This window comes from Nocardioides sp. ChNu-99 (assembly GCF_029493445.1).
In the GTDB taxonomy this organism is placed as follows: Bacteria; Actinomycetota; Actinomycetes; order Propionibacteriales; family Nocardioidaceae; genus Nocardioides.
Window position 1 is genome coordinate 1 of record NZ_JAHWBL010000076.1, and the last position, 14,199, is coordinate 14,199.

Below are 14,199 nucleotides of genomic sequence, written 5' to 3' on the forward strand. Positions count from 1 at the left end.
GGCGACCGCCGCGGCCGACGGACCCTCCCGGCCCGCCCCCTCGCCGGGGGCGCCGTCGGCGGGGCCGCCGGGGGTGCCCGTGGCGGACGGGCCGGACGGGGCGGACGGGTCGGACGGGGCGGACGGGTGGGGGTCGCGGGCGCCGGGCGCGTGGTGCTGGTCCCGCTCGTCGCCGTACGGCGTGCTCATCGGCCTGGGTTCTCCCTGCGTCCGGGTCGTCGGCCCATCCTGCCACCCGACCCGCGGCCCGGGGCCGACGCGAGCCCCCGGCGCGACACGACGGGGCCGGATGCGTCATGATCGGGCCCGTGACTCCCACTACGACGACGGCCGCGACGACGGTCGCCGCCGCCGCGCCCGCGGGCGTCGACTCCACGCTGGCCCGCGCCGTCGACGTCGCCCGCGCGGCCCTGCTGGAGCAGGTCGACGCCGCCGACGTCGGGGACCACCTCGGCTGCCACGCGGAGGGCGACCGCGTCGCCACCCACGCCTTCGCCTGCCTGCGCCCCGGCTACCGGGGCTGGCACTGGTCGGTCACGGTCGCCCGCGCCTCCCGCCAGCGCACCGCCACCGTCGACGAGGTCGTGCTGACCCCGGGTGACGAGGCGATCGTCGCGCCGCCGTGGGTGCCGTGGCGCGAGCGCGTCCGCCCCGGCGACCTCGGCCCCGGCGACCTGCTGCCCGTCGACGACGACGACCCGCGCCTCGTGCCGACGTACTCCTTCGGCGACGACCCGATCGACGACGACACCCGCACCCAGGTGCGGCGCGTCGCGCGCGAGCTCGGCCTCGGCCGCGTCCGCACCCTGTCGCCCGAGGGTCGCGACCTGGCGGCCCAGCGCTGGTACGACGGGGACGGTGGCCCCTCGACCCCGCTCGCGGCGTCGGCGCCCGCGGCCTGCACGACCTGCGGCTTCCTCGTGCGTCTCGCCGGCCCGCTGTCGGAGATGTTCGGCGTGTGCGCCAACGCGAACGCCAACGACGACGGCCGCGTGGTCTCGCTCGACCACGGGTGCGGCGCCCACTCCGAGGTGCAGATCGCGAAGAAGCACCTGCCCGCCCCGCTGCCGGACCCCGTGGTGGACACGATCACCCTCGAGGACCTCGAGCGCTTCTGAGGGTCCAGGTCGCGGAGCGGCTCAGGCCGCCGGCCCCGCCCCGGGATCCAGCGGGTCCCCGCCCTCCCCGGCACCGGCGGCCTCGGCGGCCTCGGCGGCCTCGATGCGGGCCCGGCGCCGGCGGCGGCAGTACTCCAGGCCCAGCAGGCCGAGCCCCAGGCCGGTCAGGCAGGTCCACAGCACCCAGCCCGCGCCCTCGGCGGACAGGCGGGAGTAGAAGGGCAGCAGGCCGACGAAGGCCACGGCCCACAGCGCGCAGCCGATCTCGACGGTGCGGACGCCGTCGACGTCGAGCGGCTCCACGTCGGCGACGGCGTAGGTGCGCCGACCGATCTCGTGCTGCCTCGGCTGGTCGTCACGGAGCTCCACGCCGGTCACCCTAGACGACGCCGGTCCGGCACCCGGCCGGCCGGCGGAATAGTTACCCGAGGTAACGAGTTACGCTCGGTGACATGCCCCCCACCACCGAACGCGTCGCCCGCACGGACGCCGGCCTCGCCGCCGAGCTCCGGGTCGCGCTCATGCGCCTGCGCCGTCGTCTTGCCAACGAGCGCGACCCCGCCAACGACCTCGGCATCGGGGTCATGGGCGTGCTCGGTGCGCTGCACCGCCACGGCGAGGCGAGCGTCGGCGAGCTGGCGGCCTTCGAGAAGGTCCAGCCGCCGTCGATGACGCGGGCGGTGCGCAAGCTTGAGGAGCGCGGCTACGTGGCCCGGCGCTCCGACGAGCGCGACGGCCGCCTGGTGCTGGTGTCGCTGACCGACGCGGGCCGCGAGCTGGTGCTCGCCGACCGGCGCCGGCGTGACGAGTGGCTGGCGCGCGAGCTGCGCGCGCTGACGCCGGCCGAGCGCGCGACGCTGCGCGCCGCCGTACCGATCCTGGCGCGGCTCGCCGTGCAGGACTGAGACCCCCGACCCCGACCGATCCCCGCCCCGACCACCGACGACAGGAGCGCCCACCGAGTGAGCCCCACCTTCCGCTCGTTGCGGAACCCGAACTACCGCCTCTACGCCGCCGGCGGCATCGTCTCCAACACCGGCACCTGGATGCAGCGCGTCGCGCAGGACTGGCTCGTGCTGGCGATCGCCGTCAACGGCGCGACCGCCCTCGGCATCACCACGGCCCTGCAGTTCCTGCCGATGCTGCTGCTCTCGCCGTACGCCGGGGTGGTCGCCGACCGCGTGCCCAAGCGCCGCCTGCTGCAGGTCACGCAGCTGATGATGGCGGTGCCCTCGGCGATGCTCGGCGTGCTCGCGGTGACCGGCGCGGTCGAGGTGTGGCACGTCTACACGTTGGCGTTCCTGTTCGGTGTGGGCACGGCCTTCGACGCCCCGGCGCGGCAGTCGTTCGTCAGCGAGATCGTGGACGAGGACGACCTGACGAACGCGGTGGGCCTCAACTCGGCGTCCTTCAACGCGGCGCGGCTCGTCGGCCCGGCGCTGGCCGGCGTGATGATCGCGGCGCTCGGCGGCGGCGTGGCGGGCACGGGCTGGGTCATCCTCATCAACGCGGTGTCCTACCTGCCGGTGATCGCGGTCCTTGGCCGACTCGACGGCACGGCGCTGCACAGCGCCTCGGTGACGGGGCGGCGCAAGGGCGCGCTGCGGGAGGGCCTGCGCTACGTGCGCGGGCGCCGCGACCTCATGCTGGTGCTCGCCGTCGTGTTCTTCGCCGGCACGTTCGGGCTCAACTTCTCCATCACCTCCGCGCTCATGGTCACGGAGGTGTTCGGGCGCGAGTCCGCGGCCTACGGGCTCGTCGGCTCGGCCGTCGCGGTCGGCTCGCTGACCGGGGCGCTGCTGGCGGCCGGTCGGGCGCAGGTGCGCCTGCGGCTGGTGGTGGGTGCCGGCCTCGTCTTCAGCGTGGCCGTCGTCGTCGCGGGCCTGCTGCCGACGTACTGGTCGTTCGTCGTGTTCGCGCCGGTGCTCGGCGTCACCGCGCTGACCATGATCACCGCCGCCAACACCCGCATGCAGATCGCCACCGACCCGGCGCTGCGCGGGCGCGTGATGGCGCTCTACCTGATGATCTTCATGGGCGGGACGCCGGTCGGCGCACCCCTCATCGGGTGGGTGGGGGAGGAGTACGGCGCACGCTGGACCCTGGTGCTCGGAGGTGCCGTCACGCTGGTCGGGATCCTCGTCTCCCTGGCGGTCCTGGGGCACTTCCGGCCTGTTTTGACCGCCCTGAGGCGACCCGGTAGCCTCGGTCCTCGTGTCTGGCACAGCCGGACCGTCGAGCGTGCCGGAAACCAGATCGACACGCCCGACCGCGGGGGCAGCGTCCCCGTGGGAGCGGGCGGTCGCCAGGCGTGAGGCAACCACCGGATCGAGCAGCACCACCCGCAACACACCGTGCCCGGCAGAGCGCCGGGTACTGAGAGCGACAAGAGAGGGAACCACCAGGTGCCCACCATCAACCAGCTGGTCCGCAAGGGCCGCCAGGACAAGGTGTCGAAGACCAAGACGCCTGCCCTGAAGGGATCGCCCCAGCGCCGCGGCGTCTGCACGCGCGTCTACACCACCACCCCGAAGAAGCCGAACTCCGCGCTGCGCAAGGTCGCGCGTGTGCGTCTGAGCTCGCAGGTCGAGGTGACCGCCTACATCCCCGGCGAGGGCCACAACCTCCAGGAGCACTCGATCGTGCTCGTGCGTGGAGGTCGTGTGAAGGACCTCCCGGGTGTCCGTTACAAGATCATCCGCGGCGCGCTCGACACGCAGGCCGTGAAGAACCGTAAGCAGGCGCGTAGCCGCTACGGCGCGAAGAAGGAGAAGGGCTGATGCCGCGCAAGGGTCCCGCCCCGAAGCGTCCCGTCGACGTCGACCCGGTCTACGGGTCGCCGCTGGTGTCGCAGCTGGTGAGCAAGGTGCTGCAGGACGGCAAGAAGCAGGTCGCGCAGCGCATCGTCTACACGGCGCTCGAGGGTGCTCGCGAGAAGACCGGCACCGACCCGGTCGTCACGCTGAAGCGCGCGCTCGACAACGTCAAGCCGGCCATCGAGGTCAAGTCCCGCCGCGTCGGCGGTGCGACCTACCAGGTGCCGATCGAGGTCAAGCCGAACCGCAGCACGACGCTGGCCCTGCGCTGGCTCGTCGGCTACGCGAAGGACCGTCGTGAGAAGACGATGGCCGAGCGGCTGATGAACGAGATCCTCGACGCGAGCAACGGCCTCGGCGCCGCTGTGAAGAAGCGCGAGGACACGCACAAGATGGCCGAGTCGAACAAGGCCTTCGCGCACTACCGCTGGTGAACCCACGCGCCGGGCGCCCCGCCTGACGGCGGGCGCCCGGCGCCCACCCACCCAGTCCGAACTTTCTAAGGAACCAGACCCAAGTGGCTGTCGACATCACCACGGACCTCACGAAGGTCCGCAACATCGGCATCATGGCGCACATCGACGCCGGCAAGACCACCACCACCGAGCGGATCCTGTTCTACACCGGCATCACCTACAAGATCGGTGAGGTCCACGAGGGCGCTGCCACGATGGACTGGATGGAGCAGGAGCAGGAGCGCGGCATCACCATCACGTCCGCCGCGACGACCTGCTGGTGGAAGAACCACCAGATCAACATCATCGACACCCCGGGCCACGTGGACTTCACCGTCGAGGTCGAGCGCTCGCTGCGCGTCCTCGACGGCGCGGTCGCGGTGTTCGACGGCGTCGCCGGTGTCGAGCCGCAGTCCATGACGGTGTGGCGCCAGGCGAACAAGTACGCCGTGCCCCGCATGTGCTTCGTCAACAAGCTCGACCGCACCGGTGCCGACTTCTTCCGCTGCGTCGACATGATCGTCGAGCGCCTCAACTCCACGCCCCTCGTGCTGCAGCTGCCCATCGGCGCCGAGCAGGACTTCATCGGTGTCGTGGACCTCGTCGGCATGCGTGCCCTGACCTGGCGTGGCGAGACCACGATGGGTGAGGACTACACGGTCGAGGAGATCCCGGCCGAGCTCGCCGAGCAGGCCGCGGAGTACCGCGAGAAGATGATCGAGACGCTCGCCGAGACCGACGACGACCTCATGGAGCGCTACCTCGAGGAGGGCGACGTCTTCTCCGTGGAGGAGGTCGAGGCCGCCATCCGTCGCGCGACGCTCGCCGACAAGCTCAACCCGGTGCTGACCGGCACCGCGTTCAAGAACAAGGGCGTGCAGCCCCTGCTCGACGCGGTCGTGAAGTACCTCCCGTCGCCGCTCGACGTCGAGGCGATCGAGGGCCACAAGCCCGGCGACGAGGACACCGTCATCGAGCGCAAGCCCGCCGACGACGAGCCGTTCTCCGGCCTGGCGTTCAAGATCGCGTCCGACCCGCACCTCGGCAAGCTGACCTTCGTCCGCGTGTACTCGGGCAAGCTCGAGGCCGGCGCGACGGTGGTCAACTCCGTCAAGGGCCGCAAGGAGCGGATCGGCAAGGTCTACCAGATGCACGCCAACAAGCGTGAGGAGATCGCGTCGGTCGGCGCCGGCCAGATCGTGGCCGTCATGGGCCTCAAGGACACGACCACCGGCGAGACGCTGAGCGACCCCGCCAACCAGGTCGTCCTCGAGTCGATGACGTTCCCGGCCCCGGTGATCGAGGTCGCCATCGAGCCGAAGACGAAGAGCGACCAGGAGAAGCTCGGCGTCGCGATCCAGCGCCTGTCGGAGGAGGACCCCACCTTCACCGTCAAGACGGACGAGGAGACCGGCCAGACGATCATCGCCGGCATGGGCGAGCTCCACCTCGACGTGCTGGTCGACCGCATGAAGCGCGAGTTCCGCGTCGAGGCGACCGTCGGCAAGCCGCAGGTGGCCTACCGCGAGACGCTGCGCCGCAAGGTCGCGAACCACAGCTACACCCACAAGAAGCAGACGGGTGGCTCCGGCCAGTTCGCCAAGGTCGTCATCTCCCTCGAGCCCAGCCTCGACCCGGAGACGGGCCACGGCGCCGGCTACGAGTTCGTCAACGCCGTCTCGGGTGGTCGCGTGCCGCGCGAGTACATCCCGTCGGTGGACCAGGGTGCGCAGGAGGCCATGCAGTTCGGCGTCCTCGCCGGCTACCCGATGGTGGACGTGAAGGTCACGCTGGAGGACGGCGCCTACCACGACGTCGACTCCTCGGAGCTCGCGTTCAAGATCGCCGGCATCGCGGCCTTCAAGGAGGCGGCCCGCATGGCGAAGCCGGTCCTGCTCGAGCCGATGTTCGCCGTGGAGGTGACCACGCCCGACACGTTCCTGGGCACGGTCATCGGCGACATCAACTCGCGGCGCGGCCAGATCCAGACGCAGGAGGAGCGTCACGGCGACATGGTCGTCACGGCCCTCGTCCCGCTGTCCGAGATGTTCGGGTACGTTGGCGACCTGCGGTCCAAGACCTCCGGTCAGGCGTCGTACTCGATGGAGTTCGACTCGTACGCCGAGGTTCCCCAGAACGTCGCCGACGAGATCATCAAGAAGGTCCGCGGCGAGTAACCGCTCCCTGCAGGATCCTCGGCACACCGCACCACCACCACGAGTCAAGTAACAACCACACCAGGAGGAGCCCCCAGTGGCTAAGGCGAAGTTCGAGCGGACCAAGCCGCACGTCAACATCGGCACCATCGGTCACATCGACCACGGCAAGACGACGCTGACGGCTGCGATCACGAAGGTCCTGCACGACAAGCACCCGGACCTGAACGCGGCTTCCGCGTTCGACGAGATCGACAAGGCTCCCGAGGAGCGTCAGCGCGGCATCACGATCTCGATCGCGCACGTCGAGTACCAGACCGAGGGTCGTCACTACGCCCACGTCGACTGCCCCGGTCACGCCGACTACATCAAGAACATGATCACCGGTGCGGCGCAGATGGACGGCGCCATCCTGGTGGTCGCGGCGACCGACGGTCCGATGCCGCAGACGCGTGAGCACGTGCTGCTCGCCCGTCAGGTCGGCGTGCCCGCCCTGGTCGTGGCGCTCAACAAGTGCGACATGGTCGACGACGAGGAGCTCATCGAGCTCGTCGAGATGGAGGTGCGCGAGCTCCTCAGCGAGTACGAGTTCCCCGGCGACGACATCCCCGTGGTCCGCGTGGCCGCCTTCCCGGCGCTGCAGGGCGACGCCAAGTGGGGCGAGTCGATCATGGAGCTCATGGACGCGGTCGACGAGGCCATCCCCACCCCCGAGCGTGAGACGGACAAGCCGTTCCTCATGCCGGTCGAGGACGTCTTCACCATCACGGGTCGCGGCACGGTCATCACCGGCCGCATCGAGCGCGGCATCGTGAAGGTCAACGAGGAGGTCGAGATCATCGGCATCCGCGAGAAGGCGCAGAAGTCGACGGTCACGGGCGTCGAGATGTTCCGCAAGCTGCTCGACGAGGGCCAGGCGGGCGAGAACGTCGGCCTCCTGCTCCGTGGCACGAAGCGCGAGGACATCGAGCGCGGCATGGTCGTCATCAAGCCGGGCACGACCACCCCGCACACGAACTTCGAGGCGTCGGTCTACATCCTGAGCAAGGAGGAGGGCGGCCGCCACACGCCGTTCTTCAACAACTACCGCCCGCAGTTCTACTTCCGCACGACGGACGTGACGGGCGTCGTGACGCTGCCCGAGGGCACCGAGATGGTCATGCCCGGTGACAACACCGAGATGGCCGTCGAGCTCATCCAGCCCATCGCGATGGACGAGGGCCTGCGCTTCGCCATCCGCGAGGGTGGCCGCACGGTCGGCGCCGGTCGCGTCACCAAGATCACCAAGTGATCACCGCCGTCTCCTGACGGCACCGCAGCACAGGCAGCACCGCGAGGCCCCGCTCCCCAGGGAGCGGGGCCTCGTGCCATTTCGTCCCGGCCCGGGTGTCGGGGGAGGATCGCCCCCATGTCCGACCAGCACGCCGTCGCCGCCGCACGCCCGCACCACAAGCTCACCGAGGAGGGGCGCCGGGTGCGCGAGGTGCTCACCTACTCCCGCCGGGGCAGCCGCTTCACCCCCAGCCAGCAGGAGTCCTGGGACGCCCACCACGAGGCGTGGGTGATCCCCGACGAGGCCGTCGACGCCGCCGGGTTCGACCTCGACGCCTGGTTCGGCCGGGGACCGGGGGAGCGCGACGGCCTCGTCGTCGAGATCGGTTCGGGCATCGGCGAGGCCACGGCGGCCCTCGCGGCGCAGCGACCGTCGTACGACGTGCTGGCGCTGGAGGTGTGGCGTCCGGGCGTCGCCCACGGCCTGGGGCTCGTCGCCGAGGCTGGGGCGACCAACGTGCGCTTCTGCAGCATCGACGCGGTGTGGTTCCTCGGCACGTTGCTGGGGGAGGGGTCGCTCGCCGAGGTGTGGACGTTCTTCCCGGACCCGTGGCCCAAGGCGCGCCACCACAAGCGCCGCCTCGTCACGGCCCCCCACGCGGCCCTGGTCGCCTCCCGGCTGCGGGCCGGCGGCACGTGGCGCCTGGCGACGGACTGGGCGGAGTACGCCGAGCAGATGCAGGCCGTGCTGGACGCCGAGCCGCAGCTGGAGGGCGGGGTCGTCGAGCGGTGGGCCGACCGTCCTGTGACGAAGTTCGAGCGCAAGGGCCTCGCGGCCGAGCGCGCCATCACCGACCTCGCCTACCGCCGGCGGGGCTGAGGCGGGTCAGGCGCGGCGACGCTGCAGCAGGCGGGAGCGCAGCCGGGCCTCCCGGCCCAGGCGGTCGAGGTCCCGCTCGCGGCGCGTGGCGAGCACGGCGCACAGGAAGGCCTCCGGCGGGGCGGTCACGGGGGGCAGCGGGGCGACGTACGCCGTCAGGCGGTCGGCGAGCTGCAGGGCCAGCACCTCGCGGGCGCGCGGCTCGAGCGTGTGGGCGCGGGCCAGGAACTGCCGGGCCGCGAGCACCAGGTGCGGCGGGGGCGCGGCGACGTCGGCGGTGCGGGCCCACTCCTGCAGCGGCCAGGGCATCGGCGGCGGGGTGGGCAGCACGAGCTGCACGCGCTCGCGGGCGACGTACGTGCCCGCGGCGTGGTCGCCCAGGCGCTTGCCGCGCGGGCTGAGCAGGGCCGTGAGGAACGCCGGGGCGCCGAGGAGCAGGTAGGTCTCCACGACGCCGACGAGCGCGCGCGTGAACGCCTGCGGGAAGGCGATCGGCCCGCCGTCGTCGCGCACGGTGCGCAGCCCCAGCGCGAGCTTGCCGACGCTGCGCCCGCGGGTCAGCGTCTCGACGAGGGTCGGGGCGCCGACGAAGGAGAGCACGAGCGCCAGGATGCTCGCGGCCTCGAAGAGCGCCTCGTCGGTGCCGATCGTCGCGACCGAGAAGAGGATGGTCAGGGTCACGAACGTGCCGACGACGCACAGGCCGTCGAGCAGGCCCGACGCGACCCGCACGCCCAGGCCGGCGGCGGGCACCTCGATGGCCACGGCCTCCGCGGTGACGACGTCGTCGCTGCCGACCGCGGCGTGGTCACCGGGGTCGCCGACCCGGGCGCCGCGCGGCCAGGGACGGACCGCCGCTCGTGTGCTCATCGCGGCCCAGCATAGGGCGCTCTAAGGTGGGCGCGTGGACCTCGACGCCTACGCCGTGACGCACGCGGGGGAGTGGCAGCGCCTCGACGAGCTGTCGCGGGCCCGCCGCCTCTCGGGAGCCGAGGTCGACGAGCTCATGGAGCTCTACGACCGGGTCGGCACCCAGCTGTCCGTCGTGCGTGCCGTGGCCCCGGACGCCGAGGTCGTCGGCTTCCTCTCCGCGCTGCTGGCCCGCACGCGGATCCGGGCGGGCGGGGCGCGCACCACGACGTGGCGCGCGGTGGCGGAGTTCCTGACGCACCGCTTCCCGGCCGCGCTCTACCGCCTGCGCTGGTGGTGGCTGGCCACGATCGCCGTGAACGTCGTCGTCTTCGCCGTCTCCGTGCTGTGGCTGCTGGAGAACCCGGTGGTCGAGCAGAGCCTGCTCTCGCCGGGGGAGATCGAGCAGTACGTCGACGAGGACTTCGAGAACTACTACAGCGAGCACGCGGCGGCGAGCTTCGGCGCGCGGGTGTGGATCAACAACGCGTGGGTCGCGGCGCTGTGCCTGGCCCTCGGCGTGCTGGGCGTGCCCGTCGTGTTCCTGCTGCTGAGCAACGTCGTCAACGTCGCGATGGCGTGCGCGATCATGACCCGCGCCGACCACGGCGGTCACTTCTGGGGGCTGATCCTCCCGCACAGCCTGCTCGAGCTGACGGCCGTCTTCGTCGCCGGCGGGGTCGGGCTGCGCCTGTTCTGGTCGTGGGTCGAGCCGGGCGACCTGACCCGCGCCCGCTCCATGGCCCGCGAGGGCCGCACGGCCGCGACCGTCGCGCTGGGGCTGGTGCTCGTGCTGCTGGTCTCGGGCGTCATCGAGGCCGTCGTCACCCCGTCGCCGCTGCCCACCGCGGCGCGCATCGCCATCGGGGTGCTCGCCGAGGCCGTCTTCCTGGCCTACGTCTTCGTGCTCGGGCGCCGGGCCGTGGAGCAGGGGTACGACGGGGACGTGGCCGAGGACGTCGGCGGCGCCCGCGTCGCGACGGCGGCCTGAGTCGTCGCACCCGGCCCGACGGGCGCCGAGCAGACGGGCGCGGAGCAGACGGGCGCGGAGCAGACGGGCGTCAGAGCAGGCCGCGGGCCTTCAACGACAGGTAGTGGTCGGCCAGGGCCGGCGCGAGCCGCTCCGCGTCGGTGTCGACGACGTGCACGCCGAGCGCCGCCAGCAGGTCGGCGGTGGCGCGCCGTCGCGCCATCGCCTGCTCGGCGGCGGCCGCCGTGTAGACGTCGCCGGCGTCGTCGCGGGTGCCCGCGAGCGCGTCGAGGGCGGGGTCCCGCACGGAGGCGACCACGACCCGGTGGTGGCGGGTCAGCGTCGGCAGCACGGGCAGCAGGCCCTCCTCGACCGCCGCCGGCTCGAGCGGTGTCAGGAGCACGACGAGCGCGCGCCGGCGTCCCATGTCCTGCACGGCCCCGGCGAGGCCGCGCCAGTCGGCCTCCGCGATGACGGAGCCCAGACCGGTCATGGCCTCGGAGAGGGCGTGGACGACGCTGCCCCCGCCCGTCGCGCGCACGCGGCGTCGTACCACCCGGTCGCCGGCGAGGAAGTCGACACGGTCGCCGGCGCGGCCGGCGAGGGCCGCCAGGAGCAGGGCGGCGTCCATCGCGGAGTCGAGCCGCGGCACGTCGGCGACCCGGCCGGCCGACGTGCGGGAGGTGTCGAGCACGAGCACGACGCGCCGGTCGCGCTCCGGCTGCCAGGTGCGCACGACGACGTTGCGGCTGCGCGCGCTGGCCCGCCAGTCGATGGAGCGCACGTCGTCGCCCCGCACGTACTCGCGCAGCGAGTCGAACTCGGTGCCCTGGCCGCGCACGCGCAGCGCCGATCGACCGTCGAGCTCGCGCAGCCGCTCGAGCCGGCTCGGCAGGTGCTTGCGCGAGGAGAACGGGGGCAGCGCCCGCACGGTGCCGGGCACGTCCAGCGTCCGCTGGCGGTACGCCGTGCCCAGGGGCCCTGCGAGCCGCACGGTGGTGCCGAGCGAGCGCAGGTCGCCGCGGCGCGCCGGGTGGAGGGCGGTGGTGAGCCGCACGGAGTCCCGCCCCGCCAGCACGAACCGGTGGCGGTTGCCCCTCGCCCCGGCCGAGGGCTGCCACGCGTCGCGCAGCCGCCCGCGCACCGTGCGGGCACCCGTGCCGCGCACGACGACGGTCGTCCGGGTGCTCGTGCCGAGGCGGATGCTGCCGCCGTCCTCGACCCGCGTGACCTCCACCGTGCCCGGGGACGGTGCGAGCAGCCAGTCGGCCGCGACGACGAGCGCCACGACGGCCAGCCAGAGCCACACGGTGCCGATGCCCGGGCGCAGCACCACGGGCACCAGGCCGAGGAGCACGAGGAGCGGGACGCGCCCGCTGATCGCCACGCCGGCCTCAGCGGGGGACGGGGACGCTCGCCAGCGCGCTGGCGAGCACCTGCCCGACCTGGACGCCCTCGAGCTCGGCCTCCGGCCGCAGGGTGAGGCGGTGGGCCAGCGTCGCGTGCGCCAGCGCCTTGACGTCGTCCGGGGTGACGTAGTCGCGGCCCTGCAGCCACGCCCAGGCGCGGGAGGTGCGCAGCAGGGCGGTGGCGCCCCGGGGGCTGACGCCCAGCTCGAGCGACGGCGACTCGCGGGTGGCGCGGGCGATGTCGACGACGTAGCCCAGCACCTCCTCGGCGACCTGCACCCGGCGCACGGCGGCCTGGCCGGCGAGCACGTCGTCGGCCCCGGCGACCGCGGTGATGCCGGCGGAGGCGACGTCGCGCGGGTCGAAGCCCGCCGCGTGGCGCCGCAGGACCTCGAGCTCGGCGGCGCGCTCCGGCACGGGCAGCACCACCTTGAGGAGGAACCGGTCGAGCTGCGCCTCGGGGAGCGGGTAGGTGCCCTCGTACTCCACGGGGTTCTGCGTCGCGGCCACCAGGAAGGGGCGGGGCAGCTGGCGGGTCGTGCCGTCGACCGAGACCTGGCCCTCCTCCATCGCCTCGAGCAGCGCCGACTGCGTCTTCGGGGGCGTGCGGTTGACCTCGTCCGCGAGGAGCAGGTGGGTGAAGACCGGGCCCTCCCGGAACACCAGCGCGCCCCCGCCGCCCTCGACGACCATGGAGCCGGTGATGTCGCCGGGCATCAGGTCGGGGGTGAACTGCACGCGGCGGGTGTCGACCGACAGCGCGCCGGCGAGCGAGCGCACGAGGAGCGTCTTGGCGACGCCGGGCACGCCCTCCATGAGCACGTGCCCGCCGCACAGCAGCGCGACGAGCAGACCGGAGACCGCGGCGTCCTGGCCCACGACCGTCTTGGCCACCTCGCGGCGCACCGCGGCCAGCCGCTCGCGCGCCCGGGCGTCGGCGTCGCCGTGGGCGCCGGCCGGGGCGGCGTGGGCTCCGGCGCGCGGCTGGCCCTCCTTGCCCAGCGACAGGGGCGGGGGCGGGGGCGGGGACGTCTCGCTCATGTGCGGCGTACCTCTTTCTCCAGGTCGGTCAGCAGGTTGGCGAAGGCGACGAGGCCGGCGTCGTCGTCCGGCACGGGGGCCGACGGGTGCAGCAGGGCACCGACGGCCCCGACGTCGCGGCCGCTGCGGGCCGCGACCTCGAGGACGAGCGCGTGCGGGTCGGTACGGCGGGACGCCCCCAGCTGGGCGGCCAGCCGCTCGCGCGTCGCGGAGCGGAGGGCGTGCGCGGCGTGCTGGCGGTCGCGCGCCCCGCGGTAGAGCCGGCCGCGGCCCTCGGTGGTCTCGATGGCCCGCACGGTGACGGGGAGCGGCTCGACCGCGAGGGCGCCGAACCGCCGGCCGCGCCACCAGGCCAGAGCGACGACGACCGCGACGAGCAGCCAGCCCGCCGGCACCACCCAGCGGGGGAGCGCGGCGCCCAGGCCCACGCCCTGGTCGCCGACGAGGTCGTCGGGGTCGGGCACGTACCAGACGAGCCGGTCGGCGCCGCCCAGCAGGCGCAGCGCGACGGCGGCGTTGTCGGCGCGGAGCACCTGGTCGTTGGTCAGCAGGTCGTCGGCGCCGAGGAGCACGACGCCCTCCTCGACGGCCAGCAGGACGCCGTCCGGGGTGGGGAAGCAGCCGTCGGCGTCCTCGAGGGCGAGGGCGGAGTCGACCGCGATCTCCAGGCCGTCGAGGTCCGCCTCGAGGTCGTCGGTGGCGGCCGGGTCGCAGTCGGCGGCCAGGTCCTCCGCCTCGCCGGCCCACCGCGGGTCGGCGTCGAGGCCCAGCAGGTCGACGGCGCCCGGGCCCGGGTCGGCGACGACGAGCCGGCCCGGGGCCGTGGCGTCGACGAGGTCGCGTGCGCCGCGCTCGCCGAGCGCGGCGGGGTCGCTGACGAGGACGGTGGTCGCGTCGTCGACGTCGGCGTCCGCCAGGGCGTCGGCGTCGCGGGCGACGACCACGTCCACGCCCTCGTCGGCCAGCACGCGGGCCAGCGCCCGCCCGCCGGTGGGCGTCGCGTCGTCGGGGTCGAGGCGGCCGGAGTACGCCGGCTGCCCCCGCCCGAGCGCCACGGCCGTCACGACCAGCGCGACGAGGGCGAGGCCCACGACGAGGGCGGTGAGCAGCGACCGGCGCCGACCGGGTCCCGGGCCGCCGCTCCCGCCGGCGGCGGGCGCGGCCGGCACCGGG

Annotated in this window: 14 protein-coding genes and 1 pseudogene; 9 read left to right on the forward strand and 6 right to left on the reverse strand. The window is 73.6% G+C overall.

All coding sequences use genetic code 11. The annotated features are described in order from the left end of the window. Positions 1-189 (reverse strand): annotated as a pseudogene (locus KK617_RS17100) (hypothetical protein); the annotation flags it as partial. A gap of 119 nt (positions 190-308) precedes the next feature. On the opposite strand from KK617_RS17100, the gene KK617_RS17105 reads away from it, so the two are divergent. Next, on the forward strand, positions 309-1,118 hold the full coding sequence (locus KK617_RS17105) for a DUF3027 domain-containing protein (RefSeq protein WP_277501369.1): 810 nt from the start codon (positions 309-311) through the stop codon (positions 1,116-1,118). A gap of 21 nt (positions 1,119-1,139) precedes the next feature. Here KK617_RS17105 and KK617_RS17110 read toward each other — a convergent pair whose 3' ends face one another. After that, entirely contained in the window at positions 1,140-1,487 is a 348-nt protein-coding gene (locus KK617_RS17110) for a DUF2530 domain-containing protein (protein ID WP_277501370.1), read from the reverse strand. A gap of 83 nt (positions 1,488-1,570) precedes the next feature. On the opposite strand from KK617_RS17110, the gene KK617_RS17115 reads away from it, so the two are divergent. From KK617_RS17115 to KK617_RS17145, 7 genes are all read left to right on the forward strand, one after another. Further along, complete coding sequence (locus KK617_RS17115; protein WP_277501371.1) at positions 1,571-2,023, forward strand: MarR family transcriptional regulator; 453 nt, start codon at positions 1,571-1,573, stop codon at positions 2,021-2,023. A gap of 57 nt (positions 2,024-2,080) precedes the next feature. Then, positions 2,081-3,433, forward strand: a complete 1,353-nt coding sequence (locus KK617_RS17120; RefSeq protein WP_277501372.1) for an MFS transporter — start codon at positions 2,081-2,083, stop codon at positions 3,431-3,433. Between the two features lie 90 nt (positions 3,434-3,523). Continuing rightward, a complete protein-coding gene (gene rpsL, locus KK617_RS17125) occupies positions 3,524-3,898 on the forward strand; it encodes a 30S ribosomal protein S12 (protein WP_277501373.1) in 375 nt (124 codons plus the stop codon). After that, the gene (gene rpsG, locus KK617_RS17130) at positions 3,898-4,368 is read left to right on the forward strand and encodes a 30S ribosomal protein S7 (RefSeq protein ID WP_277501374.1); all 471 of its coding nucleotides are present in this window, start codon (positions 3,898-3,900) and stop codon (positions 4,366-4,368) included. The genes rpsL and rpsG overlap by 1 nt, the downstream gene beginning before the upstream one ends. Positions 4,369-4,451: 83 nt before the next feature. Then, positions 4,452-6,566, forward strand: coding sequence for an elongation factor G (fusA, locus tag KK617_RS17135; RefSeq protein ID WP_277501375.1), 2,115 nt, complete (start codon positions 4,452-4,454; stop codon positions 6,564-6,566). 76 nt (positions 6,567-6,642) lie between these two features. Then, positions 6,643-7,836: an elongation factor Tu gene (gene tuf / locus KK617_RS17140; RefSeq protein ID WP_277501376.1), complete on the forward strand. Its 1,194-nt coding sequence runs from the start codon at positions 6,643-6,645 to the stop codon at positions 7,834-7,836. 117 nt (positions 7,837-7,953) lie between these two features. Then, the gene (locus KK617_RS17145) at positions 7,954-8,697 is read left to right on the forward strand and encodes a tRNA (guanine(46)-N(7))-methyltransferase TrmB (RefSeq protein WP_277501377.1); all 744 of its coding nucleotides are present in this window, start codon (positions 7,954-7,956) and stop codon (positions 8,695-8,697) included. A 6-nt stretch (positions 8,698-8,703) separates the two neighbouring features. Here the strand turns inward: KK617_RS17145 and KK617_RS17150 are convergent, their stop codons facing one another. Continuing rightward, entirely contained in the window at positions 8,704-9,567 is an 864-nt protein-coding gene (locus KK617_RS17150) for an RDD family protein (RefSeq protein ID WP_277501378.1), read from the reverse strand. Positions 9,568-9,601: 34 nt separating this feature from the next. On the opposite strand from KK617_RS17150, the gene KK617_RS17155 reads away from it, so the two are divergent. Next, complete coding sequence (locus KK617_RS17155) at positions 9,602-10,597, forward strand: stage II sporulation protein M (RefSeq protein ID WP_277501379.1); 996 nt, start codon at positions 9,602-9,604, stop codon at positions 10,595-10,597. Positions 10,598-10,667: 70 nt separating this feature from the next. Here KK617_RS17155 and KK617_RS17160 read toward each other — a convergent pair whose 3' ends face one another. From KK617_RS17160 to KK617_RS17170, 3 genes are all read right to left on the reverse strand, one after another. Continuing rightward, positions 10,668-11,963 carry a DUF58 domain-containing protein gene (locus tag KK617_RS17160; protein WP_277501380.1) on the reverse strand — a complete coding sequence of 432 codons (1,296 nt, stop codon included), beginning with the start codon at positions 11,961-11,963 and terminating at the stop codon, positions 10,668-10,670. A 7-nt stretch (positions 11,964-11,970) separates the two neighbouring features. Next, positions 11,971-13,026 carry a MoxR family ATPase gene (locus KK617_RS17165; protein WP_277501381.1) on the reverse strand — a complete coding sequence of 352 codons (1,056 nt, stop codon included), beginning with the start codon at positions 13,024-13,026 and terminating at the stop codon, positions 11,971-11,973. Continuing rightward, positions 13,023-14,199, reverse strand: a 1,177-nt coding sequence (locus tag KK617_RS17170) for a DUF4350 domain-containing protein (protein ID WP_277501382.1), incomplete at its 5' end; no start/stop codon positions are given. The genes KK617_RS17165 and KK617_RS17170, both read right to left, overlap by 4 nt.